Source organism: Nocardia sp. NPDC060259 (genome assembly GCF_042728775.1).
Taxonomy (GTDB): Bacteria; Actinomycetota; Actinomycetes; order Mycobacteriales; family Mycobacteriaceae; genus Nocardia.
This window is the reverse complement of record NZ_JBHXAY010000074.1, coordinates 1-26,131: the sequence shown is the minus strand read 5'-3', so window position 1 is coordinate 26,131 and position 26,131 is coordinate 1. Positions and strand designations below refer to the sequence as shown.

The following is a 26,131-nucleotide window of genomic DNA, read 5'->3' as shown; positions in this document are numbered from 1 at the left end:
GGTTCGTTCAGTGCCCTGGTGTGTCAGCACATTCCGGGCGACCGGCGCCCGGTGGCCTATTTCGCGACGGTCAAGAGAAAGGCCACGTCATCGATGGCTTTGACGCTGTGCCGGGCGCGCGGGACAACGATGAGATCACCGGCCGAGCCCTTCCATTCGTCGGTGCCCGCGATCAGGATCAGCGTGCCGGTGAGGACCTGGATCGTGGCATCGCCCGCGTTGTCGTGCTCGGCCAGGCTCTGGCCCTCGGTCAGAGCGACGACAGTCTGGCGCAGCACATGTGTGTGGCCGCCGATGACGGTCTGCGAACTCCGGCCGCTCGTCGAGGTGGCCGCCAGCTTGAGCTGTTGACGGGCCACCGCGGTCAGCGATTTCTTGTCCATGACATCGCGCCTTTCGCAGGCTCTCGCGGGCTGGTATCCAGGAGTATGCCCGAGACCGTGCCCGCGGTCGGGCGTTTCCCGCGACCGTTAGCCAAGCGTTGTCAGTGCCGGGTGTAGTGGCGAATCCGGTACCGGAGACCGGTTTTCGACTCCCGCCACGGGGTTTCGGGCGCGTGCCACTCGGGCCCGATGGCCGGGGCGAAGGCATCGCCGTCGACGGTCGTGTCGACCTCGGTGACCAGCAGCGATGTGGCCAGCGGGAGCGCGGCGCGGTAGATCTCGCCGCCACCGGCCACCCACACGTCGACATCGCCCGCGATCGCCAGCGCGTCGGGCAGCGAGCCCGCGCGTTCGGCGCCCTCGGCTGCCCAATCAGTCTGGCGGGTGACCACGATGTTGCGGCGCCCGGCCAGCGGACGAAACGAGGCGGGCAGCGAATCCCAGGTGCGCCTGCCCATGATCACCGGGTGACCCATGGTGGTGTCCCGGAAATTGGCCATGTCCTCGGGCAGGCGCCACGGGATGGTGTTGTCGACGCCGATGACGCCGTCGGCGGTCTGCGCCCAGATCAGGTTGATACCGCGACTCACACCGCCACCGGCGCCTTGATGGCCGGGTGGTGCTGGTAGCCGGTGAGCTCGACGTCCTCGTAGCTGTAGTCGAACAGGCTCGGCGCCGCGCGCAGGTGCAGGGTCGGGAACGGGTACGGCTCCCTGCTGAGCTGTTCGCGCACCTGCTCGACGTGGTTGTCGTAGATGTGCACGTCGCCGCCGGTCCAGATGAACTCGCCGGGCTCGAGCTCGGTCTGCTGGGCCATCATCAGGGTGAGCAGGGCGTAGCTGGCGATATTGAACGGCACGCCGAGGAACAGGTCGGCGCTGCGCTGATACAGCTGGCACGACAGCTTGCCGTCGGCGACATAGAACTGGAAGAAGGCGTGGCACGGCGCCAGCGCCATCTTGTCCAGGTCGGCCACGTTCCAGGCCGAGACGATCATCCGGCGCGAGTCCGGGTCGGTGCGCAGGGTGTGCAGTACCTGGGCGATCTGGTCGATGTGGGTGCCGTCCGGGGTGGGCCACGAACGCCACTGCACGCCGTAGACCGGGCCGAGCTCGCCCTTGGCGTCGGCCCATTCGTCCCAGATGGTGACACCGTGTTCGCGCAGCCAGGACACATTGGAATCGCCGCGCAGGAACCACAGCAATTCGTAGACGATCGACTTGAGGTGGACCCGCTTGGTGGTGATCAGCGGAAAGCTCTCGGCCAGGTCGTAGCGCAGCTGATGACCGAAGATGCTGCGGGTTCCGGTGCCGGTGCGATCGGCTTTGGGCGTGCCGTGCTCCAGCACGTGCCGGAGCAGGTCCTCGTACTGCGTGTCAGGGGTGGCCACGCCTGGCGATTCTACGGTGCACGACACCTGGCAAGCTCTCCGCGTATGCGCAAGCTCTACGTGATCGGCATCGGTGCCGGAGACCCCGACCAGGTGACGATGCAGGCAGTCAAGGCCATGCGACACGCCGACGCCTTCTTCGTGATCGGCAAGGGCGCCGAGAAGCGGGAACTGGTCGACGTGCGCACCGCGATCCTGGCCGAGCACGTCGACGGACCGCACCGGATCATCGAGATCACCGACCCGCCGCGCGACCGCACCCCCGACGACTACGCGGGCGCCGTCGGGGACTGGCACGAACGCCGCGCCGAGCTGCTCGAGGCCGCGTTCGACGAGGTGGACGGGGTCGGCGCGATCCTGGTCTGGGGCGATCCCGCGCTCTACGACAGTACGTTGCGCATGGTCGAGCATGTGCTGGCCCGTGGCCGCGTCGAGTTCGACTACGAGGTGATCCCCGGCGTCACCAGCGTCGCCGCGCTGGCCGCCCGGCACCGCATGGTGTTGCACCGGATCGGTGAGCCCGTCCACGTCACCACCGGCCGCCGGTTGCGCGAGGAAGGCCTCGGCGCCGGCTCGACGGTGGTGATGCTCGACGGCGACTGCTCGTTCACCGAGATCCCCGGCGACGACGTGCACATCTGGTGGGGCGCCTACCTGGGCATGCCCGACGAAACCCTGATCGAGGGCCCGCTGCGCGAGGTGGAACAGCGGATCGTGACCCGCCGCGCGGAACTGCGCGCCGCCAAGGGCTGGATCATGGACGTCTACCTCCTGCGGGGCAGGTGAGCGATAAACTGGCCGGGTGCCCGAGCTACCCGAGGTAGAGGCGCTGGCGCAGTTCCTGCGGGATCATGCGGTCGGCGCGGTGGTTGGGCGGGTCGACGTGGCCGCGCTGAGCGCGGTCAAGACGTTCGACCCGCCGGTCACGGCGCTGTCCGGGCGTGATGTCACCGGCGCTGGGCGGTGGGGGAAGTTCCTCGGGATGGATTGCGGCGGGCTGTGGTTGATCACGCACCTGTCGCGCGGCGGCTGGCTGCGGTGGGTGGACGAGCCGAATCCGTTGCCGCCCAAGCCCGGTGGGAAGTCGCCGCTGGCTTTGCGGGTGCACTTCTTCACGCCGGAGGGCGCGACGCCCTCGATCGATCTCACCGAGGCGGGAACCAAGAAGCGGCTCGCGGTCTACGTCGTCGACGATCCGAAGGCCGTGCCCGGTATCGCGCGGCTCGGGCCGGACGCGCTGGCGGTGACCGAGGACGAGTTCGCCGCGCTGCTGAACGGCACGTCGCAGCGGATCAAGACCGCGCTCGTCGATCAGACGCTGCTCGCCGGTATCGGCAACGCCTACTCCGACGAGATCCTGCACACCGCCAAGATCTCCCCGTTCGCCAATACGAAAACACTGCCGGCGGACAAGGTTTCGCAGTTGTACACCGCCATGCGCGAGGTGCTGCTCGATGCCGTCGACCGGTCGGCCGGGCAGGACGCGGCCCGGCTCAAGGGTGAGAAGCGTTCGGGCATGCGGGTACACGCGCGGACCGGGCAGCCGTGCCCGGTCTGTGGTGACACCGTGCGCGAGGTGTCCTACGCGGAGCGATCCTTCCAGTACTGCGCCACCTGCCAGACCGGCGGCAAGGTGCTCGCCGACCGGCGGATGTCGCGCCTGCTCAAGTAGCTCACCGCTTCTCGCGCCACGCCTCCAGCAGGCGCAGCCAGAACTCGCTGACCGACGGAAACGCGGGGACCGCGTGCCACAGCGTCTCCAGCGGAACCCGGCCGACCACCGCGATGGTGGCCGCGTGCAGCTGGTCGCCCATGTCGGGGCCGACGAAGGTCGCGCCGAGCAGCCGGTCGGTAGCGGTGTCGACGACGAGTTTCGCGCGGCCGTGAAAGTCGTCGCGGGACAGGGCCGAGCCCGCCACGGCGATGTCCATCTCGACGGTGTCGACGGTGTGGCCCGCGGCGCGCGCCTCCTTCTCGGTGAGGCCGACGGACGCGAGTTCCGGTGCGGTGTAGACGACCTGGGGTATCTGCTGATGGTCGGCGCTCGCGGTGTAGCGCGGGCGGTCGAGGGGCTTGCCCTCGGCGCGGGCGGCGATCACGTCGCCGCACACCCTGGCCTGGTACTTGCCCATATGGGTCAGGGCCGCACGGTGATTCACGTCGCCGATGGCATAGAGCCAGTCGCCGGGCACGTCGCGGACAGTCAGCTGGTCGTCGACCTCGATATAACCCGCGGGCAGGCCGACGGTGTCCAGGCCGAGCGCTTCGGTGGCGGGTGTGCGGCCGGTGGCGACGATCAGTTCGTCGACCTCGAGCTCCCCGTCGTCGAGGACGATGGTCACCGGACCGCCGTGGATGCGGCCGACGCCGGTGTCCTCGGGGTCGTGCCGGGAGACCAGGTGCGGTTCGGTGTGCAGCCGGACCGTGACGGCGCCGGTATCGCGCAAGCCCCGCAGCACCAGGTCGGAGGCGAAGGGCTCGGCGCGGGGGAGCAGGCGGTCGCCGCGGACCAGCATGGTCACCTCGGCGCCGAGTTCGGCCAGCCAGGTCGCGGCCTCGCAGGCGACGACACCGCCGCCGATGATCGCCACCCGGCGGGGGACAACGGTCAGGTTGGTGGCGTCGCGGGAGATCCACGGCAGGGCCTCACGGAGGCCGGGAATACCGGGAATCGCGGCGGCGGTGCCGGTGGCCAGCACGACCGCGTGCCGGGCGCGCACTACGCGGATGCCCTCGTCGGTGATGATTTCGACGAGCCGGTCGCCGAGCAGCCTGCCCGCCCCGCGGATCGGGTCGACGCGGGCGGATTTCGCCCAGTCGACCTGGGAGGTGTCGTCGTGGTGGTGCACGAAGGCGTCGCGGCGCGCGAGCACGTCGGCGACCTGCGGACCGCTCGCGGTCAGCCCGGGCATCGCCTGGCCGAGACCGAGGACTGCGCCGGTACGCAGCAGCGCCTTGCTGGGGATACACGCCCAGTAGCTGCATTCGCCGCCGTACAGTTCCCGCTCGACGAGCGCGGCCGTGCGGTCGCTGCCCGCGATGGCGTAGGCGGCGGCGTTCTCACCCGCCGGGCCCGCGCCGATGACGATGACGTCGTATTCGGCGTCGGTCACTGCAGATAGCCCTCGACCTCGCGCGGGGAACGCAACGCGGTGTCGTCGGGCGACTCGGCGGAGCCGTAGCGGGCGCGGCGCTGCCGCAGCAGATCCCAGGCCTGGTCGAGCATCACTTCCAGCTGGGCCAGCTGCTGACGCTCGGCGACGGGATCGATCTCGCCCGCGGTGGCCTTGGCTCGCAGGGAGTGCTCGTCGTCGACCAGCTGTTTGATACGCGCCAGAATGTCCTGATCGTTCATGTGCTCACCACTTCGATGGTCGGAGGGGTAGTGCCTGAACCGCGACCCGCGCGGGGTCTCGGTCCATGCTACGACCGTGCCGGTGGATCGGGCTGTGCGGCGGCGAGGCAGTCGGCGGCGATCGGCACGGCTTCGGCCAGCTCGGCGGCGCCGATGGCCGTGTAGCCGATCGCGACCCCGAACCGGTGTGCTTCGGCCAGGTGGTGGCGGGCCAGGCCGTCCAGCAGCACACCGCGGGCGCGGGCCGCGTCGACGGCGTGCTGTTCGGCGGCGGCATCGGGGAGCTCGACGACCACGTGCGAGCCCGCGTCGTCGCCGACGACCGGGAGCCCGCGGCGGGCGAGCGCGTCGACGACGAGCGCGCGGCGTGGCGGCACGACCCGGCGCAGGCGGCGCAGGTGCCGGGCCAGATCGCCGTGCCGGGCGAACTCGCTGAGCACCCGCTGACCGGCCGGGCTCGGGGCGGTGCCGGTGTTGGTGCGGTGGGCAAGTACCGCCTCGGCGATGTCGGGGCGGGCGACGAGCCAGCCGACGCCGAGGGTGGTGGCGATGATCTTGCTGGTGGTGCCGAGGTGGACGACCACGTCGGGCGCCATCGAAGCAAGCAGCGGCAGTGGTGCCGAGTCGTAACGCAATTCGCCGTCGTAGTCGTCCTCGACGACGAAGATGCCATTCGCCCTGGCGAATTCGATCAGCTCGACCCGGCGGGCCGCCGGCATTCTGGCGCCGAGTGGAAACTGGTGTGCCGGTGTGCAATACACCGCGCGCACACCCGCCGGAATCAGGTCGACGCGCAATCCGTCGCCGTCGACGGGGACCGGCAGCACGAGCAGACCGGCCGCCCGGAACGCGCCGACGGCCCGCAGATACCCGGGGTCCTCGATCGCGACGGTGTCGCCGGGGCGCAGCAGCGTCGAGGCGAGCTCGCCGACCGCGGAGCTGGTACCCGCCGTCGCCAGCACCACCGAGGCGGCGCCCGCGGCCAGCCCGCGATGCCGCAGCAAGTGCTCGGCGACGGCCGCCCGGAAGTCCGGCTCGCCCGCCCGGTCCTTCCGGGTATCGGCCGGGTGGTCGCCCGCCGCCCGCCACGCGCGTCGCCAGGCGGCCGGGTCGACGGCGTCCGCGCACGGCGCACCGGGGCGGAGATCGAGCAGACCGGCGTCGGGGTCGGCGTAGTCGCCCGGATCGGTGCTGGGTGGCGCGGCGGCGGGAGCCGTGCTCAGGTAGGTCCCGGAACCGCGCCGCCCGGTGAGCCAGCCCTCCGCGTGCAGCTGGTCGTAGGCGGTCGACACCACCGCCCGGCTCACCCCGAGCCGCTGCGCCAGCGCGCGCGAGGACGGCAGCCGGTCGCTCACGCGCAGTACCCCGCCGGTCGCCGCGGCCCGCAGGGCATCGGCTACCTGCACCGACAGCGGTTCGGCCGCGGTCCGGTCGAGCGGAATCGGAAGGTCGTCGAGCATCGCCCACCTCGAATTGGCCTGTCGATCTTCTGTCGAATTGGACCTACTCTCGGTCCATTTCTTCGGCGAAGCTCATCTTATGACCACGCACGACGCCACCCGGACCCTTTGTCGCCGACCCAGCGCACCACACTGACCCGTTCCAGGGAACGCGGCAGGACCGACCGGGCCGAGCTCGACGCGGTGCTCGACGCGGGCCTGGTCTGCCACCTCGGTGTCCTGCTCGGCGGGTCGCCCGTGGTGCTGCCGACCGTCTACGGCCGCGCGGGCGACACGCTCTATCTGCACGGCTCCACCGGCGCGGGCAATATGCGCGCCGCGATCGGCACCGACATCTCCGTCGCGGTGACCCATGTCGACGGGCTGGTGTACGCGCGCTCGGCCATGCACTTCTCGATGAACTTCCGGTCCGCGGTGATCCGGGGCCGGGCGGTGCTGGTCACCGACGAGGCCGAACGCGACAACGCCCTGCGGGTGATCGTCGAGCACGCGGCGCCGGGGGCCTGGGATCGGGTGCGCCCGCCCAGCCGCAAGGAGATGGCGGCGACGATGGTGCTCGCGCTGGATCTCACCGAGGCCTCGGTGAAGGTGCGCGCCGGCGGGCCGAACGACGATCCCGACGACATCGCGACCGGCGGTGTGTGGGCGGGTGTGCTTCCGCTGCACCAGGTCTGGGGCGAGCCGATCACCTCCGCCGATCTGGAACCCGGCATCGATGTGCCCGCCGATGTCGCGACGCGGGTGACGCCGAGTCCGGTGACCGTCGGCTGAGTACGCCGTGGATCAGTCGGTCCAGCCGACGGCGAGCATCCGGGCGCGGTGAAGATCTCTGTGTACCGTAGGTCATCGTGGCCGCGTGCGGCCCGCGGCTCGGGCGTTGACGTGCATCTATGGACATGAATCTATGGAGGTCGCGATGACGAGGGTTAGCGAATTGTCGTTGCTCACCGGGTGGCTCCCGGTAGTGCTTCCGTTGCTCGGCGTGCTGGGTTGGGTGTGGTTGCTGTTCCCCCGTGCACAGCGCTATCGAAGGGCGGCGATGCCGGTCGCGCTGCTGGCCGCCGCCGTCCTGACCGTCGCGCTGTACCTGTTCGTGGAAGAGATATGGCAGCTGTACCCCGACCCGATCGGGTTGTCGGTGTACATACTGATCGCGATCGGCGTGGCCGCGGTCCTGCTGATCGTCCCGCGGATCCTGGTGCGCCGGACGGTGTTGACCGGGGCGGTGACGGCGCTCGCGGCCGTCGCCGTACTGGTGGCGGTCGGCACCGGGATCAATCTGAGGTACCCGTCCTATCCGACGGTGGGTGCCGCGCTCGGGATCGACCAGGTCAAGCGGCTCCAGGCAGATCAGCTGACCCTGCGCGAGCAGGTGATCAGCGGGCGGCCGCTGGAATCGGTGTGGTCGGCACCCAGCGGACTGCCCAAGGGCGGCGAGGTGATGACCGCTGCCGTGCCGCCGACCGCCTCCGGTTTCGCTACCCGTGAGGCCCAGATCTACCTGCCCCCTGCCTATTTCGCGGACCCGCGGCCGTTGCTGCCGGTCTTGGTGTTGCTCGCGGGCGAACAGGGGACACCGCAGGACTGGTTCGCCGACGGCAGGCTGACCGAGACCCTGGATGAATTCGCCCGTGCGCACCGCGGTCTCGCGCCCGTCGTCGTGGTCGCCGACGGCACCGGCGGTCAGCCGGCGAACCCGCTGTGCCTGGATTCGCGGGTGGGCGACGTCGCCACCTACCTGGCCGTCGACGTGCCCGCCTGGACGAGGGCGAACCTGCAGATCGACCCCGATCCGCGGGCCTGGGCGGTGGGTGGGCTGTCCTACGGTGGCACCTGCGCGCTGCAACTGGCGACCAACTATCCGCAGGTGTATCCCACCTTCCTCGACATGTCGGGCCCGGACGAGCCGACCCTCGGCGACCGGCAGCGCACGGTCGATGCCGCCTTCGGTGGCGATACCGCCGCGCCGCCGCAGGCCAGCGCGCTCGATCTGCTCGGCCAGACCTACCCGGATTCCGCGGGCGCGTTCGTGGTCGGGGCCGACGACGAGCAGTACCGGCCGCAGGTCGAGCGGATGTTCCACGCGGCCAAGGCCACCGGCATGGATGTCCGGCTGCAGATCGTGCCCGGTGGGCACGACTTCGCGGTGTGGTCCATCGGGCTCCGCGTTCAACTTCCCTGGCTGGCGACACGACTCGGCATCGCGCCGTGACGGGCGAGCAGCGCGGCGAAGGCGAGTAGCCACGCGCTCCACAGCAGGTAGCCGAGGAAATTGGTGAGCCCGGCGGGCTCGACGCCCAGCGGAACCAGGACGCCGGTGGCGATGGCGGCGGCGCTGACGTAGCCGGGGACGGCGAACCAGCGCGGGGTGCGCAGGGCGGCGACGACCAGCGCCGTCCACAGCGCGGTGAGGCTGTAGCCTGCGGTCTCGCCGATCAGGGTGCCCAGGACGGTGTTGACGGTCTCGAAGGTGTGGATCGCGGGGGAGTCGGGGCCTTCGGTGGCGACGCGGTCGGCCAGGCCGGGGACGAGGACGGGCCAGCGCAGCAGGCCGATCGTCTGCACGATCGCGGCGGCGACGCCTGCCCGCACCGCCCACGGCATCGGTGCGAGCCTGCCGACGAGGACGGCCAGGGGCGCGAAGGCACAGGCGGCGGCGGCGAGCAGGGCGAAGAGCAGGACGACGGTTGTCTGCTCGGCGCGGAATTTCGCCAGCGCTTCGGTGGCGGGCAGTTGCAGGACGTCGGGGTAGTCGAACGACACACCCAAGCCGGTGAACGCGAGGTTCATCAGGATCGGGGCGGAGATCAGCAGCGTGATGGCGGGCCATGGCTTGGTGCGCATGAGAGATCCGTTCTGGCTGTACGGGGTACAGGTAGCTGTACGGGGTACAGTCCACCGCATGCCGGACGGGAAGTCAACAGGTCAGCGGGGTGCGCCGCGCCCGACGCGGCGATCGTTCACCGAGGAGCAGGTCGTCGACACCGCCCTCGACCTGCTCGACGACGGCGGGCCGAGCGCCCTGTCGATCCGGGCCGTCGCCGCGCGGCTCGGGGTCAACCCGAACGCGGTGTACACCTATGTCGCCAGCCGCGCCGACCTGGAGGGCGCGGTGATCGAGCGGGTGCTCGCCGCGGTCCCGCTCGACGCGCTGTCCGATCCCGGCGTCGAGTGGGCCGCCGCGGTCATCCAGTTCGCCCTCGGGCTGCGCGACCAGCTGCTCGCGCATCCCGCGGTCGCCACGCTGATGATGTCGGGTCCGATGAACGGACCGGCGGCACGCGATGTCGGCGAGGCGATGTTCGGCGCACTGGCGCGCGGCGGTCTGCCCGCGCAGACGCGGGCGCACGGGGTGTACGCGGTGATCGTGCAGGTCCTCGGCGCGGTCGCCCTCGAGGTCGCCGAAACCGACGGAAAGCCGCCGCTGCCACCGGAATCCGAGCGCATCGCCCAGCGACGGGCCGCCCTGGACGAGGTCGACGCGACACGCTGGCCGCGCACCGCGGCACACCTGGACGAGATCGCCGCATGGAACTCGGTGGATCAGTTCGTGTGGGGGCTGCGGGTATTGCTCACCGGGATGACGGCGACCTGATCACCAGGGAATGGCGCGTAGCCCCGCGGCGGTACAGGCGCGATCGGTTGCGGCGTCGAGTGTTTCGCGATCGCAGGACAGGCTGACCAGGGCCAGCGTGTAGGTGTCGGCGAGCCGGGACAGGTAGCCGGAGAGCCGGGTGCGGGGGTACTCGGTGAGGCCGGGGTGGATTGCGCGGGCCGCGACCCGGTCGCAGTGGTGTGTGCCGACATTACGCAGGGACGCCGGCAGCGTTCCGATGTTGGAGCACAGGATGTCTCGTTCACCCGCGCCTTTGCTGAGTGCGTACGCCCAGCGGTCGGGGAGTACCTGGAGGATCTCCTCGGGCAGGCCGGCGGGGCTCGACATGCGGCGCAGGTATGCGGCGCGGGCTTTGTCGCGGATGGTCGCGGGGGTGTCGGAGCGGTCCATCGCGATCTCGGTCATGGCGAGGTCGTTGTCGACGCGCGGTTCGTCGCGGGTGTCGACTGGCAGGCTCGCGGCGATCTCGGGGCGCTGGAAGCCGGTCTCCCACAGGATGTTCGCGACAAGATGGATGAACAGACTGTTCGGGGTTCCGCCGGATGCGGCGGCGGTGGCGTCCCACTCTGCGGCATCGAAGGTCAGCAGAGTGCTGTGGAGGGCTCGACCGTCTGACGAGTCGGGAGTGCTGGTGGCTGGTGGCCGGGGAATCCCCCGTCGCAGGGCGCGTGCGGTGCCGCCGAGGATGGTAGTCCACTGTGCGCCGGCGTCGAACCAGTCCGAACTCGCTGTGTAGCGGCCTTTTACGCGGCTCTCAGTCCCTGGCGCCGGCTCGGAGACCGACCCGGGGATAGGCGCATCAAGCGGTTTGTCGTCGGTGCGCGCGAGCTCATCGAGGGCTGCGGCGACGGCGTGGATGAGGCCGCGGGCGTCAGCCAAGGCGTGCGAACAGGTCAGGGCGACAACGGTTCCGCCGTCGTCCAGCGGTGCGGAGGACAGGCGCCAGCCGGGGCCGCACTCGGGGTCGAGGTCGGTGCCGAGGGTATCGGCCCAGGGCAGGATCGCGGTCTCGGGGAGCGGGGAGTCGACGTGGTCGAGGGGATGGGCCTGGATGTTCGGCCGCCAGGCGCGGCGCGCGCCGGGGACCCGGGCCCTGGCCACCCGGCGGCCGAGGTCGCCGACGCGTAGTCGGTCGTGAATCGCCCGCAGTAGTGCGGGTTCCATCGCGTCACCGGTGCGCCACAGCCCTTGCAGGGCGATGGGTGTGCCCATTCCGCGATGGGTACGCAGGAAGATCTCGTCGACGACGGTGAGCCGGCCCGTCACCGGTGTTCGGCGCTCCCGTGCCTGCCCGCGCCCGCGGCGAAGCGGGCGGCACCGTCGAGTGCGCCGTCGGTGAGGGCTTCGAGTCCGTGCTGGAATTCGATCCGCATCGCCTCGTCCTCGGGGTGGCCGTGCTGGTCGTAGAGCGCGGCGCGGTCGGAACGCAGGCAGGTCTGGGGGAGGACGGCCAGCTGACCTGCCAGTTCCTCGGCGATCCGGCGGGCTTCGCCGGGCGGGACGACGCGGGTGACCAGGCCCATCTGCAGCGCTTCGGGCGCGCTCACGGCTCGCCCGGTGAGGATCATGTCCAAGGCTCTGCCCTCGCCGATGATGCGCGGCAGGCGCACGGTGCCGCCGTCGATGAGCGGCACGCCCCAGCGGCGGCAGAAGACGCCGAAGATGGCGTCCTGCTCGGCGATGCGCAGATCGCACCACAGTGCCAATTCGAGTCCGCCCGCCACGGCGTAGCCGGAGATCGCGGCGATCACCGGCTTGGACAGGCGCATGCGGGTCGGGCCCATCGGGCCGTCGCCGTCCTCGGTGGCCTGGTTGCTGTTCTCGGTGCCCAGCGATTTGAGGTCGGCGCCGGCGCAGAAGGTGCCGTGTTCGCCCCACAGCACCGCCACCGAGGCGTTCGGGTCGGCGTCGAACGCGCGGAAGGCGTCGGCCAGGGCACGGGCGGTCGGGCCGTCTACGGCATTGCGGGCCTCGGGTCGGTCAAGGATCACCGTGGTGACCGGGCCCGCGTGTTCGACGCGTACAGACATACTTCGACCATACGGCCAGACGCCTCTTGTGTGAAGGGGTGAATCAGTGGTTCACTTCTTCGTATGGTCTACCGCAGAACCCCGGCCGTGCAGGCCCGGCTCGACGCGCAACGGGCGCTGATCGTGCAGAGCTCGACCAGGGTGCTCTCGCGCGACGGGTTCGCCGGATTGTCGATGGCCGCGGTCGCCGCGGAGGCGGGCGTCGCCACCGGCACCGTCTACAAGCAGTTCGAGAACAAGGCCGAGCTCGTCGCCGCGGTGTTCGAGACCGTGGTCGCCCGCGAGGTCGACGCGGTGCGCTCCGCCGTGGCCGAGGGCGATGTCATGCAGCGGGTCAGCGCGGCGGTGGAGACCTTCGCCGGGCGCGCGCTCAAGAACCCGAAGCTCGCGTACGTCCTGCTGGCCGAGCCGGTCGACGCGGCCGTCGACGCGCAACGGCTGGAATTCCGGCGTGCCTTCGCCGCGTCGTTCGAGTCCGCGATCGCGCACGGCATCGCCGAGGGCCGGCTGCCCGCGCAGGACCCGCCCGTCAGTGCCGCCGCGCTCGTCGGCGCGATCGGTGAGGTGCTCGTCGGTCCGCTGGCCGCGGCACCGCACGCCGAGACCGTCATCCCCGAATTGGTTGCTTTCGCCGTGCGCGCCCTCGGTGCGCGCCCGGAATCGTTGTAGTCGAAGGAGTTCCGGCCATGCCGACCCATGAAGTGTTCAACCAGGTACCCCCGCTCGTTCCCTTCGACGCCGCGCGCAACCCCGCGCTGATCGAGGGCCTGCACCGCGAAGGCGCCGGCTGGGCCGAGGCCGAGGTGCGTGAACTCGGCAGGCTCGCAGGCGATGTCGCCGCGCAGGAGTGGGGCAGGCTCGCCAACGAGTACCCGCCGGTGCTGCACACCCACGACCGCTGGGGCCATCGCGTCGACGAGGTGGAATTCCACCCGCACTGGCACGACCTGATGAATGTCGCTGTCTCCCATGGCCTGCACGGTTCGCCCTGGCTCGACGAGCGCCCCGGCGCGCACACCGCCCGCGCCGCCAAGTTCTACACCTGGGGCATCGCCGACGCCGGGCACATGTGCCCGATCTCGATGACCTACGCGGTGGTGCCCGCGCTGCGCCACAACCCGGAGCTCGCCGCGAAGTACGAGCCGCTGCTCGGTTCGCGCACCTACGATTTCGGCCTCCGTGAGCCGTCGACCAAGGCCGGGCTCATCGCGGGCATGTCGATGACCGAGAAGCAGGGCGGCTCGGACGTGCGGGCCAACACCACCACCGCCGCGCCACAGCCGGACGGTTCGTACCGGATCGTCGGGCACAAGTGGTTCACCTCGGCGCCCATGTCGGACATGTTCCTGACCCTGGCCCAGGCACCCGGCGGGCTGTCGTGTTTTCTGCTGCCGCGCGTGCTGCCCGACGGCACCCGCAACCCGATCCGTATCCAGCGGCTCAAGGACAAACTCGGCAACAAGTCCAACGCCTCCTCGGAGATCGAGTACGAGAACGCCACCGGCTGGCTCGTCGGCGCCGAGGGTGCAGGCGTGAAGACGATCATCGAGATGGTCAACATGACCCGTCTCGACTGTGTGATCGGCTCGGCCACCGGCATGCGCCTCGGCGCCGTCACGGCGGTGCATCACGCCAGGCACCGGGAAGCGTTCGGCGCCAAGCTGATCGATCAGCCCGCCATGCGTAATGTGCTGGCCGACCTGGTCATCGAGTCCGATGCCGCCACGACCGTGATGATGCGCCTTGCCGGTGCCACCGACCGCGCCGGCGGCGACCCGGCCGAGGCCGCGCTGCGCCGGATCGCGCTGGCCATCACCAAGTACTGGGTGTGCAAGCGCGCGCCCTCGCATGCGGCCGAGGCGCTGGAATGCCTGGGCGGCAACGGGTATGCCGAGGAATCCGGCATGCCGCGGCTGTACCGGGAGGCGCCGCTGATGTCGATCTGGGAGGGCTCCGGCAATGTCGCCGCACTGGACGCGTTGCGCGCCATGGGCCGTCAGCCCGAGACCGTCGAGGCCTACTTCGCCGAGGTCGGCCTCGCCCGCGGCGCCGACCCGCGCCTGGACGACGCGATCGACCGGGTCGGTAAGGAACTCGGCGACCTGTCCGATATCGAGTACCGGGCACGCCGGGTCGTCGAGCTGATGGCGCTGGTCCTGCAGGGCGCGCAGCTGGTGCGGCACGGTCATCCCGCCGTCGCCGACGCGTTCTGCGCGACCCGCCTCGGCGGCGACTGGGGCATCGCCTTCGGCACCCTGCCCGCCGGGGTGGATACCGGCGCCATCATCGAGCGGGCCTTCGTCGACGTGCAGTGATCCGGGTGCGGACAACGCGGTCGTCTGCGTCGTCCGCGCGTGGGCAACCCGGCAATGGGGGCCATTCCCACTTCCACTCGGAGGCGCGGCGCGACGCTGAGCTGCGAGTCGAAGAGGGCACGGATTCCGCATCGGCGGAAACGGCACGCAGGCCTGGTGATCTCGTAGGGTGAGGCGGTGAGCTGGCCGAGCGATGTGCTGTCGGTGACCGACCTCGCCCGGCTGGCGCCGCACTCGCCCGGGCGGCGTTTCCTGCTCGGCATCGCGGGACCGCCGGGCGCGGGCAAATCGACACTGGCCGAGCTCCTGAGCGCCGAGCTCACCCGCTCGGGCAGGTGCGCTGTCGTCGCGCCGATGGACGGATATCACCTGCGCAACGAAATCCTGCGGGCCCGTGGCGCGCTGGCCCGCAAAGGTGAGCCCGACACCTTCGACGCCGAAGGGTTCGTCACCGATCTGCGGGCGCTGCGGGCAACGCCGATCGGCGAGCCGGTGCCGTGGCCGCTGTTCGACCGGGCCATCGACGAGCCGACCGACGGCGGTGTGATCGTGCGCGACGAGGACATCGTCATCGTGGAGGGCAACTACCTGCTGCTCACCGACGCCGAGGCACCTGGCTGGGCTGAGGTCCGCGGGCTGCTCGATATCTGCTGGTATCTCGACGCGCCGCGCGCGGTCCTCACCGAACGATTGCTGCACCGGCACACCGCCGGTGGGCGGTCGGCGGCCGAGGCGATGGTGAAAGTCTCCGACAGCGATCTGCGCAACGCCGACCTTGTCGCGGCGAGCAGGCACCGGGCCGATCAGGTGCTGACGGCGGAGGACGCGGGGTACCGGATCGGCTGAGCCCGGCGCGCGTACCGCGAAAATCGGGCGCAGCGGGCAATCATGGAGCGATGACGCGAGGTCGGCGAGTCCCTGTCCCCGGGCATGCGTTGCGCAACGGCGCCGCGGCGGTCTGCGCGCTCCTGCTCTACTACAGCGTGCCGCTGGACGGGGCGTTCGGCATCGACTCCTGGCCGGGGCAGGTGTTCGGGGTCATCAGCTTCTTCGCGGGCATCGTCGGCCTCGCCTGGCTGGTGTGGCGGCGGATCGAGCACTTCCTGACCGCGCCTGCGTCGGCGGGCGGCCGGGTCGACGGGGTGCTGCTGGTGGTCTGCATCGTCTGTGTGGTCTTCTCGGCGTTCTATTACCGGCTGCAACAGCAACAACCGGAGGAGTTCGTCGGCCTGTCGACCCGGACCGACGCGCTGTACTACACGATGGTCACCCTCGGCACCGTCGGCTACGGCGACGTCCACGCCGTCGGTCAGGTGGCCCGCATCGCGACGATGGTGCAGATCGCGTTCGACCTGGTGGTGATCGGCACCCTGGCGGCCATCGTGACGAGCAGCGTCAACCGCAGGCTCGCAGTCTTCCGTCCGGAGCCCCCGTCGGGCGAGGTCACCGACGATGCGCCCGATACCACTCGATGAGCTCGTCGGTCGACGAATCGCCCTGCGTCACCGGCTGCTCCGGCTCGCTGAGCAGCGGCATGAGCGCCAGCGCCTGCTGCTTGCCCAGCTCGACACCCCACTGATCGAAGCTGTCGATGCCCCAGACGATGCCCTCGACGAACACCTGGTGCTCGTAGAGCGCGATCAGCTGACCCACCGTCGACGGGGTGAGTTCCGGGGCCAGGATGGTGGTGCTCGGCCGGTTGCCCGGCATCACCTTGTGCGGCACCAGCTTCGGCTCGGTGCCCTCGGCGGCGATCTCCTCGGCGGTCTTGCCGAACGCCAGCACCTTGCTCTGCGCGAACAGGTTGCTCATCAGGATGTCGTGCATGCTGCCGGTGCCGTCGCGGGTGGGCAGGTCGTCGGTCGAGCGGGCGAAGCCGAGGAAATCGGCGGGGATCAGCCGGGTGCCCTGGTGCAGCAGCTGGTAGAAGGCGTGCTGACCGTTGGTTCCCGGCTCGCCCCAGAAGATCTCGCCGGTCGAGGTGGTCACCGGGGTGCCGTCCGCGCGCACCGACTTGCCGTTGGACTCCATCGTCAGCTGCTGGAGGTAGGCGGGGAAGCGGGCCAGATCGTTCGAGTACGGCAGCACCGCACGCGATTCCGCGCCGAAGAAGTTCGTGTACCAGACGCCGAGCATGGCCAGCAGGACCGGGCCGTTCTGCTCCAGCGGCGCTGTCGCGAAATGCTTGTCCACGGCGTGCATTCCGCTGAGGAACTCGGCGAACTGCTCCTTGCCGATCGTCACCATCACCGAAAGGCCGATCGCGGAGCCCACCGAGTAGCGGCCGCCGACCCAATCCCAGAACCCGAACATGTGCGCGGGATCGATGCCGAAGGCGGCCACCCGTTCCGCGTCCGTCGACACCGCGACGAAATGCTTGGCTACGGCGTCCTCACCGAGCGCGCCGACCAGCCAGCGGCGCGCGGCGGTCGCGTTGGTCAGGGTCTCCAGGGTGGAGAAGGTCTTGGAGGCGACGATGAACAGCGTGGTCGCCGGGTCGAGACCGGCCAGCGTGGCGACCAGATCGCACGGGTCGACATTCGAGACGAACCTGGCCTCGATCCCGGGGTCGGTGTAGTGGCGCAGGGCGCGATATACCATGTCGGGCCCCAGATCCGAGCCGCCGATGCCGATATTGACCACCGCGGTGATGCGCTCACCGGTCGCGCCACGCCAGGCGCCGGAACGCACCGAATCGGCGAATTCGCCCATCCGGCGCAGCACGTCGTGCACCTCGGCATCGGCGTCGGTGCCGTCGATACAGAGCTGATCACCGACCGGCAGGCGCAGGGCGATGTGCCCGACCGCGCGGTCCTCGGAGGTGTTGATGTGGGCGCCGGAGTACATCGCGTCACGGCGCTCCGGCACACCGGCGGTGCGCGCGAGATCGACAAGCAGATCCAGGGTTTCGCGGGTCACGCGATGCTTGCTGTAGTCGATGTGCAGGTCTGCCACCCGCAGGGTCAGTTCACGGCCGCGTGCCGGGTCGTCGGCGAACAACTTCCGTAGGTGCAGGGGTGCGACACTGCGGTGATTGTCCGACAGTGCCTGCCAGGCCGCCGACGCGGTGATGTCGCTGCTCACGACAGCCGACATTACAGCGTTCGATTACTACCGGCCGGTCGGATCGATGCCATCGCCACGCCGCGCGGCCTACGCTGACGACATGGTGTCCGAACGGAATGTACTCGAATTCGTACCGAAGGGTTTGTGGATCGGCTCCGGGCCGGTCGAGGCGACGGGCGGTGCCACCTTCGCGGTGCGCAATCCGGCCGACGACTCGGTGCTCGCGCAGGTCGCCGATGCCACCCCGGCCGACGCGATGCGCGCCCTCGACGCGGCCGTCGCGGCGGGCGAGGCGTGGGCGGCGACCCCGTCTCGTGAGCGGGGCGAGATCCTGCGCGCTGTATTCGAGCAGCTGACCGCGCGGGCCGAGGAGTTCGCGTTGCTCATGACGCTCGAGATGGGCAAGGCCCTGACCGAGAGCCGCAACGAGGTCCGCTACGGCGCCGAGTTCTTCCGCTGGTTCAGCGAGGAGGCGGTGCGGGTGCACGGTCGCTACCTGCACGCGCCCTCGGGCACCGGCCGGATCATGGTGGCAAAGCAACCGGTCGGTCCGTGTCTGGCGATCACGCCGTGGAACTTCCCGCTCGCCATGGGTACCCGCAAGATCGGGCCCGCCCTCGCGGCAGGCTGCACGATGATCGTGAAGCCCGCCTCGGCGACCCCGCTGACCATGCTGGCGCTGGCCAAGCTGTGCAGCGAGGCCGGTCTGCCCGACGGGGTGCTGTCGGTGGTCACGACGTCGCATTCCGGTGCCGTCACCGGCCCGCTGATCGACGATCCGCGGCTGCGCAAGCTCACCTTCACCGGCTCCACCGAGGTCGGTAAGAAGCTCGTCGGTGCCGCGGCGAACCGCCTGCTGCGCACCTCCATGGAACTCGGCGGCAACGCGCCGTTCGTTGTGTTCGACGACGCCGATATCGACAGCGCGGTCGCCGGTGCGATGCAGGCGAAACTGCGCAACGGCGGCGAGGCGTGCACGGCGGCCAACCGCTTCCACGTCCAGCGCGGTGTGGTCGCCGAGTTCACCGAGAAGCTGGTCGCCGCGATGACCGACACGGTGGTGATGGGACCGGGCACCGATCCGGCCAGCACCCTCGGCCCGCTGGTGAGCGAGGACCAGCGCGAGATCGTCAGTGAGCTGGTCGACGATGCGGTCTCGAAGGGCGCGCGGCTGCTGCTCGGCGGCAAGGCGCCCGGCGGGCCGGGGTGGTTCTACCCGGCCACCGTCCTCGGTGATGTCCCGCCGACGGCCCGCATCCTGCGCGAGGAGGTCTTCGGTCCGGTCGCCCCGATTGTCGCGTTCGACACCGAGGACGAGGGCATCGCCGCCGCCAACGACACCGAATACGGACTGGTCAGCTACGTCTACACGCGCGATCTCGACCGGGCGCTGCGCGTGTCCGAGACGCTGGAGTCGGGCATGGTCGGCGTCAACCGCGGCGTCATCTCCGACCCGGCGGCCCCGTTCGGCGGCGTCAAGGAATCGGGCTTCGGGCGCGAGGGCGGCACCGAGGGCATCGAGGAATACCTGAACACCAAGTACATCGCCCTGACCTGAGACACGAAACCGCCCCGGGGATGGTGTTGCACCCGGGGCGGCTTTGTGGAAGCGGCGAACTGGTTGCGCGCCGCGTGGTTCAAGGGTGGCCTAGCGCCCGAGGCGACCTCGGCCGAGGCGGAGCAAAAGCATAGCGAGGGTGTGACCCTCCTGGCCGAGTTCACTGAATCGCTCGAGCACCTTCATCTCGCGGCTGTGGACCAGGCGCGGACCGCCGGAGGCCATCCGGGTACGGCCGATGATCCGGGAGATCTCGCTCCGGCGTTTGATCGCGGCGAGGATCGTGGCGTCGAGCTGGTCGATCTCGAGACGGAGCTTCTCGATTTCCGCCTCGGATTGCGGCAGAGCCGAATCGGACCCAGTGGTCGTAGCAGGGGTGCTCATCATTCATCTCCTCGTGTCAGAACTGGGATCGGTTGGGCCCGACGGCCTGTTACCCGATCTGTTCCTTCACCCTGAAACTTTCCCGATGGGCGGTACGAAATCCCCCCGGGAGGCGCAAAGAGCAGCGCTCACCGTCACGTTATCGGATCGAGTGCCGATCCGGGCATGCGGACAAGCACTGACCATGAGCCCAGTGTGCCACGGGCCCCTAGCTATGCAAAACAGTTGTGTTTGTGAATCACCTGTGAAGCCGGCAGTTCGCCGCCTGTCGGTGGCCGCCGGTAGCGTGGACAGACGATGGATATCACGGTCGCTCCCCACGCCTCAGCCGCCGATCCCAGCGAACCAGCTTCCGCCCCGGCGGAGCTATCGCGCCGGGACGGTGGTGGCTCCGGCGCGTCCGGCGGCGGGCTGGCCGAAGCGGCGGCCCGGCACAGCGCCGAGCAGGAGCAGCGCCGCAAGGAGCGCGAGCACAAGCGTGCCGAGGAGACCGAGCGCCTGCTCGACGGACTCAATCCGCAGCAGCGCGCGGCCGTCGTGCACGCGGGGTCACCGCTGCTGATCGTCGCGGGTGCCGGCTCGGGCAAGACGGCGGTGCTCACCCGCCGCATCGCCTATCTGCTCGCCGCGCGTGGCGTGCACACCGGGCAGATCCTGGCCATCACCTTCACCAACAAGGCCGCCGCCGAGATGCGCGAGCGGGTGGCCGGGCTGGTCGGCCCGCGGGCGGCCAGCATGTGGGTCTCGACGTTCCATTCCAGCTGTGTGCGCATCCTGCGGATGCAGGCCGCGCTGCTGCCCGGCCTGAACTCCAATTTCTCCATCTACGACGCCGACGATTCGCGCCGCCTGCTCACGATGATCAGCCGCGACTTCGACATCGATACCAAAAAGTATTCGGCGCGTTTGCTGTCGACCGCTATTTCCAATCTGAAGAACGAACTGATCGGGCCAGAGCAGGCCGCCGCCGACGCCGAGGCCGACGAGACCGAACTGCCCGCGCTGGTCGCCCGGGTCTACGCCGAGTACCAGAAGCGGCTGCGGGCGGCCAATGCCATGGACTTCGACGACCTGATCGGCGAGACGGTCGCGCTGCTGCAGAACCATCCGCAGGTGGCCGAGTACTACCGGCGCCGGTTCCGGCACGTGCTCGTCGACGAGTACCAGGACACCAACCACGCCCAGTACGTGTTGGTGCGTGAACTCGTCGGCCACCACAGCGCCGAAGCGGGCGAGGAAGTCGGCGTCGAGCCGAGCGAACTGTGCGTGGTCGGCGACGCCGACCAGTCGATCTACGCGTTCCGTGGCGCGACGATCCGCAATATCGAGGAATTCGAACGCGACTTCCCCGACGCGGAAACGATTCTGCTGGAACAGAACTACCGGTCCACCCAGCACATTCTCTCCGCCGCCAACGCGGTGATCTCACGCAACGAGGGCAGGCGCGAGAAGAAGCTGTGGACCGATTCCGGCGAGGGTGAATTGATCACCGGTTACGTCGCCGACAACGAGCACGACGAGGCCGCCTTCGTCGCCAAGGAGATCGACAAACTGGTCGACGCGGGCGATGCCAACTACGGCGATGTCGCGGTGTTCTATCGCACCAACAACAATTCGCGTGCGCTGGAAGAGATTTTCATCCGGATGGGTCTGCCGTACAAGGTGGTCGGCGGCGTCCGCTTCTATGAGCGCAAAGAAGTCCGCGATGTGGTGGCCTATCTGCGGGTGCTGGAGAATCCCGACGACGCGGTGAGCCTGCGACGCATTCTCAACACCCCGCGCCGAGGTATCGGTGATCGCGCCGAGGCCTGTGTCGCGGTGCACGCCGAACAGCGCGATATCGGTTTCGCCGCCGCGCTGCGCGATGCCGCCGACGGCAAGGTCGCGCTGCTGAACACCAGGGCGCAGCGGGCCATCGCCGGTTTCCTCGATCTGCTCGACGAGATCCGCGCGGCGGGTAAGCGTGCCGACAGCGAGTATCCCGATGTCGGCAATGTCGTCGACGCGGTGCTCGACCGCACCGGGTACCGGGGCGAGCTGGAAGCCTCCGACGATCCGCAGGACGGCGCCCGGCTGGACAACCTCAACGAGCTGGTCAGCGTGGCACGCGAATTCAGCTCCGAGGCGTTCAACAACGCCGAGGCCGCGCGCGAGGAAGGGCTGCTGCCGGAGGCGGGCGACGGTGAACCCGAACCCGGTTCGCTGGCCGCGTTCCTCGAGCGGGTGTCGCTGGTCGCCGACACCGACCAGATCCCGGACGAGGGGTCGGGCGTTGTCACCATGATGACGCTGCACACCGCGAAGGGCCTGGAGTTCCCGGTGGTCTTCGTGACCGGCTGGGAAGACGGGCAGTTCCCGCACATGCGCGCGCTGGGCGATCCGACCGAGCTGGCCGAGGAGCGCAGGCTCGCCTACGTCGGTATCACCCGCGCGCGGCAACGGCTCTACCTCTCGCGGGCCGTGGTGCGGTCGGGCTGGGGTCAGCCGGTGTCGAACCCGGAGTCACGCTTCCTGCAGGAGATTCCGCAGCATCTGCTGGATTGGCGTCGGCTGGAGCCGGTGGTGTCGCCGGTGCAGCGCGGGCGCAGGCGTGAGGACAGCGGGTTCGATCGTGACTGGACCCGGGGCGACGGCTGGGATCAGCGTCCCGGCGTGCGCGGCGGGACCGGGCAGCGCAGGCCCGCGCCGGGTGGCGCGGTCAAGCGGAACAACACCGATCTGGTTCTCGCCGTGGGCGATCGGGTCAGCGACGACAAGTACGGCCTCGGCCGGGTCGTGGCCGCCGACGGTGTCGGCCCACTGGCGACCGTCACCATCGACTTCGGCACCGCAGGCAAGATCCGGCTGATTCCCCAGTTCAGCCGGACCATTGTGAAGCTCTAGTGCGGCAATAGGTCGTTCAAGGCTTCGTCCAGCGTGGGGTAGCGGAAGGTGAAGCCTGCCTTGTGCAGGACCTCGGAGGTGGCATGGCGGCCGGTGAGGCCGAGGGCGGGGTCGGTGCGGAGGGCGACCGCGCCGACCTTCAGCATTGCCGTGGGGGTCGGGGGTGATGGTGGGCGGTGCAGGATGCGGCGCAGGGTGGCCATGAGTTCGGTGTTGCGGACCGGGAATTCGGTGGCGGCGACGAGGATGCCGTCGGGCAGAGTGAGGTCCGGGTCGAGGCCGAGGGTGGCGCGGACGATGGACAGCCAGTCCTCGATGTGGATCCAGCTGAACCACTGGTCGCCGGGGCCGACGCGGCCGCCGAGGCCGGCCTTGGTGAGTTGGGCGAGGCGTTTGAGCGCGGGGGCGTCGGGGTCGAGGACGATGGAGGTGCGCAGGATCGTCCAGTGGTCGGCGCGGGCAGGGTCGAAGGCTTCTTCCCATGGCTGGGCGACGCCGGTCATCTGGGGGAGGCCGACGGGCAGGGGAGTTGTTTCGGTGCAGCGGGTTTCGCCCGCGTCCGACCAGATCGCGGTGGTGCTGGCCTGCACCCAGTAGTCGACGGGGGTATCGCGCAGCCCGGCGGCGGCGACGAGGGCGCTGGTGGAATCGACTCGGCTGCTGCGCAGTTCGGCGATATTGCGCTCGGTGGGCCTGCAGTCGACCAGCTTTCCGGCCAGATTGATCACCGCGAGCTTGCCGGGTTCACGCAGTTCGGCGGCCCAGGCGCCGACCGAGCGGCCGTCCCATTCGGTCTGCCGGAACGGCAGTGCGGGATTGCGACGGCGGGTGAGCAGGGTGACACGCTGTCCCCGGCAGGTCAGGTCGGCGGCGATCTGGGTGCCCAGCGCGCCGGTGCCGCCGGCGATGACCACGGTGAGCGCGTCCTCGGCGGGAACGAGCCCAGCCAGTCGAGCCAGCCGCGAGAAGTTCACGCGCGCATCGGTTTCGATGAAGGGGCGAACGACCGCGCGAGCCGCCGCGGCGGACGGTCCGGTGAACCGCAGTTCCTGGCTGATCTCGGTGCCGCCGTCCCGCGGCGTCAGCCGCCAGGTGAGGTGCATGGTCCCTGCAGGTTCGGGCTGCTCGATGCTCAGCTCCCGGTTCGGCACCACCGCGGTGACGGTGAACGGCTCGCCGAATCGCCCATGGATCCGCGCCGCGAACTTCCCACTGGGCAGATAGTCACCCGTGGCCCCGACGGCAACCGGCCCGTGCATCCGCACCGACCGCACCCCCGGATTCCACTCCGGCCACTGCTCCAGATCCCCCAGCACGCTCCACACCAATTCCGGTGCCAACGCAAGGAACTGTGTGTACTTCGTCGTACCACCCATACCGAAACGCTAGCCCGCCACCGACCACACCGAAACGTGCTACTCCTCACGCACCGACTGACATACGCGAGAACATGGGTAACTCACCGACAACAGCAAACCCACGCATCTCCAACCCGCCAGCCGCCAACGCAGCCCAACCAGCACCTAAGTCTGGCCAAAATACGCGGGGAGGCGGGGGAGCCTAATCGCGTTGGTAGCCCAAGCTGATGCCGCGAGTCGCGAGCCACGGGATCGGGTCGATCTTGTCGGTGCCGTTGAGCCATACCTCGAAGTGGCAGTGCGGACCAGTCGAGAACCCGCGGTTGCCCATGGTGGCGATCTGATCGCCCGCCATGACCCGCTCGCCCTGCGAGACGGTCGCGGTATCGATGTGGCCGTAGATGGTGACCGTGCCGTCGTCGTGCAGGACACGCACCCACATGCCGAAGCCCGATGCCGGGCCCGCCTCGATGACGGTGCCGTCGGCGACCGAGTAGATCGGGGTGCCGATCGGGCCCGCGACGTCGATGCCGAGGTGCTGCACACCCCAGCGGGCGCCGAAACCTGAGGTGTAGTTGCCGGAGGTGAACTTGGCGAACAGCGGTCGCAGCTTGGCGGATTCCTGCGCGGCCAGGTCTTCGGCGAACTTCTGGCCCTTGGCCAGGATGTCGTCGAAATGGCTCCTGTCGGCGACGGTGCTGGCGTCGAGCACCTGCGGTGCGGCGCCGGTGCCCTCGTCGGCGAGGTCGGCCGTGCTCATCGACTGGGCGGCGATCTCGTGGATCTGGCCCGCTGCCTCGTAATCCACGCCGTGGGCGGGCTGACCGGGGTCGGCCATCGCGGCCTGACCCGCGGCGACGACCGCGCCGGCGGCTACGGCGATGACCGCGGCGCGGCCCTTCAGCGCGGCGGGCGGTGCCGGCACGCGGTGCGCGCCACCACGGCGCTCGACGCGACGCGGTTCGGGCTCGGCGTGCGTTTCCTCGGTGGGGGTGGGCTCCCAGGTGTTGTCGTAGGCGCCGGTGTCATAGGACTCGTCGGCGGTCCATTCGTCCTCGGCCGGCGTCCACGCGGAATTGCCGGACCAGCTGTCCTGGTCGTGCCAGGCGTCCTGCTGCGGCCACGCGGTCTCCGGCTGCGCGGCGGGGGCGCGGCGGGCCTGCGGGTGCGAGGTGTATTCGTCGGCATACCGGTAACGGTGGCCGGAGTTGGTGCGATCTTCGACTGTGAAGGTGGAGCGGTGGTTCATCGGCCGTGCCGAATCGCCGACGGCTGTTCCAAGCGAGTGCTGACGTGCCTCAAGCTTGTCGTCCTCCTCAGTCCTGACTTGCCAGTCGTGACCTGGTTGTCGTGACCTGGTTGTGACTTCGACCGCATTGACGGTAACGAAGCGATTGCAGAGTGGCAAGCGCTGCTTGAAAACCTACACGCCTGTGTGAGATTCGTCACCGTAACGCGATCGAATTTCTCACCGTTTTCGCGTCTCCCGGGTGAGGTACATCGACGACATAACGTAGTAGATCGTGGGGTGCCGCGGCTTTTGGTGTTCCGACCTGCCACGGTGTCGAAAAAGCCGAAAAACTACTCGCCAGTAGCCTTGGCCAGCGGTTTTTCCGACCTCCCGTAACACGTCGTGACCTGCGCCACTTAGGATGAATGTGGCCGATTGGCCCTCCATGTGACTGGTTAGAGTCCGACCCGACCCGCTACCGACGTCGGGCCGCCAACAAAGACGTTGTCATAGCAACGCAGACGAGACGGTGAGTACATGGATCTCTTCGAATATCAGGCGAAGGAGCTCTTCGTTAAGCACGGAGTGCCTTCGTCCGAGGGTCGTGTTTGCGACACGGCCGAAGAAGCTCGCGCGATTGCCGAGGAAATCGGCAAGCCGGTGATGGTCAAGGCGCAGGTCAAGGTGGGCGGCCGTGGTAAGGCGGGTGGCGTCAAGTACGCCGCCACCCCGGAGGACGCGTTCACGCACGCGCAGAACATTCTCGGCCTGGACATCAAGGGCCACATCGTCAAGAAGCTCCTTGTCGCCGAGGCCAAGGACATCGCGGAGGAGTACTACATCTCCTTCCTGCTCGACCGTTCGAACCGCACCTACCTGGCCATGTGTTCGGTCGAGGGTGGCATGGAGATCGAAGAGGTCGCGGAGAAGACCCCCGAGCGCCTGGCCAAGGTTCCCGTCGACGCCGTCAAGGGTGTCGACCTGGCCTTCGCCCGCTCGATCGCCGAGCAGGGCCACCTGCCCGCCGACGTGCTCGACGCCGCGGCCGTGACCATCCAGAAGCTGTGGGAGGTCTCCATCCGAAGGGTGGACCCAAGGGCGT

General features: G+C 69.4%; 25 protein-coding genes. 12 read left to right on the top strand and 13 right to left on the bottom strand.

All coding sequences use genetic code 11. The features are described 5' to 3' along the window. Positions 1-56: 56 nt before the first annotated feature. The 3 genes from ACFWF2_RS23795 to ACFWF2_RS23785 form a co-directional block, all read right to left on the bottom strand. Complete coding sequence (locus ACFWF2_RS23795; RefSeq protein WP_378845648.1) at positions 57-383, bottom strand: cupin domain-containing protein; 327 nt, start codon at positions 381-383, stop codon at positions 57-59. 101 nt (positions 384-484) lie between these two features. Next, positions 485-973, bottom strand: a complete 489-nt coding sequence (locus tag ACFWF2_RS23790; RefSeq protein WP_379309650.1) for a dihydrofolate reductase — start codon at positions 971-973, stop codon at positions 485-487. Continuing rightward, complete coding sequence (locus tag ACFWF2_RS23785) at positions 970-1,773, bottom strand: thymidylate synthase (RefSeq protein WP_379309649.1); 804 nt, start codon at positions 1,771-1,773, stop codon at positions 970-972. Before ACFWF2_RS23785 ends, ACFWF2_RS23790 begins: the two co-directional genes overlap by 4 nt. Before the next feature lie 45 nt (positions 1,774-1,818). Between ACFWF2_RS23785 and cobF the strand changes: the two genes are divergently transcribed. Both cobF and ACFWF2_RS23775 read left to right on the top strand, forming a co-directional pair. After that, a complete protein-coding gene (cobF, locus tag ACFWF2_RS23780; protein ID WP_379309648.1) occupies positions 1,819-2,559 on the top strand; it encodes a precorrin-6A synthase (deacetylating) in 741 nt (246 codons plus the stop codon). Positions 2,560-2,575: 16 nt separating this feature from the next. Further along, a complete protein-coding gene (locus ACFWF2_RS23775; protein ID WP_379309647.1) occupies positions 2,576-3,445 on the top strand; it encodes an Fpg/Nei family DNA glycosylase in 870 nt (289 codons plus the stop codon). A 1-nt stretch (position 3,446) separates the two neighbouring features. Here ACFWF2_RS23775 and ACFWF2_RS23770 read toward each other — a convergent pair whose 3' ends face one another. The 3 genes from ACFWF2_RS23770 to ACFWF2_RS23760 form a co-directional block, all read right to left on the bottom strand. Continuing rightward, a complete protein-coding gene (locus tag ACFWF2_RS23770) occupies positions 3,447-4,886 on the bottom strand; it encodes a dihydrolipoyl dehydrogenase family protein (RefSeq protein ID WP_379309645.1) in 1,440 nt (479 codons plus the stop codon). After that, the gene (locus ACFWF2_RS23765) at positions 4,883-5,128 is read right to left on the bottom strand and encodes a DUF2630 family protein (protein WP_379309644.1); all 246 of its coding nucleotides are present in this window, start codon (positions 5,126-5,128) and stop codon (positions 4,883-4,885) included. The genes ACFWF2_RS23770 and ACFWF2_RS23765 overlap by 4 nt, the downstream gene beginning before the upstream one ends. Before the next feature lie 68 nt (positions 5,129-5,196). Next, a complete protein-coding gene (locus ACFWF2_RS23760) occupies positions 5,197-6,588 on the bottom strand; it encodes a PLP-dependent aminotransferase family protein (RefSeq protein ID WP_379309643.1) in 1,392 nt (463 codons plus the stop codon). A 108-nt stretch (positions 6,589-6,696) separates the two neighbouring features. Between ACFWF2_RS23760 and ACFWF2_RS23755 the strand changes: the two genes are divergently transcribed. Beyond that, positions 6,697-7,359, top strand: a complete 663-nt coding sequence (locus ACFWF2_RS23755) for a pyridoxamine 5'-phosphate oxidase family protein (RefSeq protein WP_379309642.1) — start codon at positions 6,697-6,699, stop codon at positions 7,357-7,359. Between the two features lie 145 nt (positions 7,360-7,504). Continuing rightward, positions 7,505-8,800, top strand: a complete 1,296-nt coding sequence (locus tag ACFWF2_RS23750) for an alpha/beta hydrolase (protein WP_379309641.1) — start codon at positions 7,505-7,507, stop codon at positions 8,798-8,800. Here the strand turns inward: ACFWF2_RS23750 and ACFWF2_RS23745 are convergent. Next, the gene (locus ACFWF2_RS23745) at positions 8,758-9,432 is read right to left on the bottom strand and encodes a DUF4386 family protein (RefSeq protein WP_379309640.1); all 675 of its coding nucleotides are present in this window, start codon (positions 9,430-9,432) and stop codon (positions 8,758-8,760) included. The two genes, ACFWF2_RS23750 and ACFWF2_RS23745, sit on opposite strands and share 43 nt — an antisense overlap. 58 nt (positions 9,433-9,490) lie before the next feature. Between ACFWF2_RS23745 and ACFWF2_RS23740 the strand changes: the two genes are divergently transcribed. After that, positions 9,491-10,183 (top strand): TetR/AcrR family transcriptional regulator, encoded by a 693-nt coding sequence (locus ACFWF2_RS23740; RefSeq protein ID WP_379309639.1) that lies wholly within the window; start codon positions 9,491-9,493, stop codon positions 10,181-10,183. On the opposite strand, the gene ACFWF2_RS23735 is transcribed toward ACFWF2_RS23740, so the two are convergent. After that, positions 10,184-11,470: a hypothetical protein gene (locus ACFWF2_RS23735; RefSeq protein ID WP_379309638.1), complete on the bottom strand. Its 1,287-nt coding sequence runs from the start codon at positions 11,468-11,470 to the stop codon at positions 10,184-10,186. It lies immediately after the preceding gene. Next, complete coding sequence (locus tag ACFWF2_RS23730; protein ID WP_379309637.1) at positions 11,467-12,234, bottom strand: crotonase/enoyl-CoA hydratase family protein; 768 nt, start codon at positions 12,232-12,234, stop codon at positions 11,467-11,469. The genes ACFWF2_RS23735 and ACFWF2_RS23730 overlap by 4 nt, the downstream gene beginning before the upstream one ends. A gap of 63 nt (positions 12,235-12,297) precedes the next feature. Between ACFWF2_RS23730 and ACFWF2_RS23725 the strand changes: the two genes are divergently transcribed. From ACFWF2_RS23725 to ACFWF2_RS23710, 4 genes are all read left to right on the top strand, one after another. Further along, complete coding sequence (locus ACFWF2_RS23725; RefSeq protein ID WP_379309636.1) at positions 12,298-12,903, top strand: TetR/AcrR family transcriptional regulator; 606 nt, start codon at positions 12,298-12,300, stop codon at positions 12,901-12,903. Positions 12,904-12,920: 17 nt separating this feature from the next. Continuing rightward, positions 12,921-14,549, top strand: coding sequence for an acyl-CoA dehydrogenase family protein (locus tag ACFWF2_RS23720; protein ID WP_379309635.1), 1,629 nt, complete (start codon positions 12,921-12,923; stop codon positions 14,547-14,549). Between the two features lie 177 nt (positions 14,550-14,726). Then, complete coding sequence (locus tag ACFWF2_RS23715) at positions 14,727-15,395, top strand: nucleoside/nucleotide kinase family protein (RefSeq protein ID WP_379309634.1); 669 nt, start codon at positions 14,727-14,729, stop codon at positions 15,393-15,395. A gap of 50 nt (positions 15,396-15,445) precedes the next feature. Next, positions 15,446-16,024: a potassium channel family protein gene (locus ACFWF2_RS23710; protein ID WP_379309633.1), complete on the top strand. Its 579-nt coding sequence runs from the start codon at positions 15,446-15,448 to the stop codon at positions 16,022-16,024. Here the strand turns inward: ACFWF2_RS23710 and pgi are convergent. Beyond that, a complete protein-coding gene (gene pgi, locus ACFWF2_RS23705; protein WP_379309632.1) occupies positions 15,993-17,633 on the bottom strand; it encodes a glucose-6-phosphate isomerase in 1,641 nt (546 codons plus the stop codon). The genes ACFWF2_RS23710 and pgi overlap by 32 nt on opposite strands. A gap of 82 nt (positions 17,634-17,715) precedes the next feature. On the opposite strand from pgi, the gene ACFWF2_RS23700 reads away from it, so the two are divergent. Beyond that, positions 17,716-19,173: an NAD-dependent succinate-semialdehyde dehydrogenase gene (locus ACFWF2_RS23700; RefSeq protein WP_379309631.1), complete on the top strand. Its 1,458-nt coding sequence runs from the start codon at positions 17,716-17,718 to the stop codon at positions 19,171-19,173. 90 nt (positions 19,174-19,263) lie between these two features. On the opposite strand, the gene ACFWF2_RS23695 is transcribed toward ACFWF2_RS23700, so the two are convergent. Beyond that, positions 19,264-19,557, bottom strand: a complete 294-nt coding sequence (locus ACFWF2_RS23695; RefSeq protein WP_022566231.1) for a chorismate mutase — start codon at positions 19,555-19,557, stop codon at positions 19,264-19,266. A gap of 297 nt (positions 19,558-19,854) precedes the next feature. Here ACFWF2_RS23695 and pcrA point away from each other — a divergent pair, with 297 nt between their 5' ends. Beyond that, positions 19,855-22,440: a DNA helicase PcrA gene (gene pcrA, locus ACFWF2_RS23690; protein ID WP_379309630.1), complete on the top strand. Its 2,586-nt coding sequence runs from the start codon at positions 19,855-19,857 to the stop codon at positions 22,438-22,440. On the opposite strand, the gene ACFWF2_RS23685 is transcribed toward pcrA, so the two are convergent. Together ACFWF2_RS23685 and ACFWF2_RS23680 are read right to left on the bottom strand one after the other, a co-directional pair. Then, positions 22,437-23,816, bottom strand: a complete 1,380-nt coding sequence (locus tag ACFWF2_RS23685) for a DUF1731 domain-containing protein (RefSeq protein WP_379309629.1) — start codon at positions 23,814-23,816, stop codon at positions 22,437-22,439. The genes pcrA and ACFWF2_RS23685 overlap by 4 nt on opposite strands. A gap of 184 nt (positions 23,817-24,000) precedes the next feature. After that, positions 24,001-25,047 (bottom strand): M23 family metallopeptidase, encoded by a 1,047-nt coding sequence (locus ACFWF2_RS23680; RefSeq protein WP_379309628.1) that lies wholly within the window; start codon positions 25,045-25,047, stop codon positions 24,001-24,003. A gap of 519 nt (positions 25,048-25,566) precedes the next feature. On the opposite strand from ACFWF2_RS23680, the gene ACFWF2_RS23675 reads away from it, so the two are divergent. Continuing rightward, a partial coding sequence (locus tag ACFWF2_RS23675) for an ATP-grasp domain-containing protein (protein WP_379309627.1) occupies positions 25,567-26,131 on the top strand: 565 nt, incomplete at its 3' end.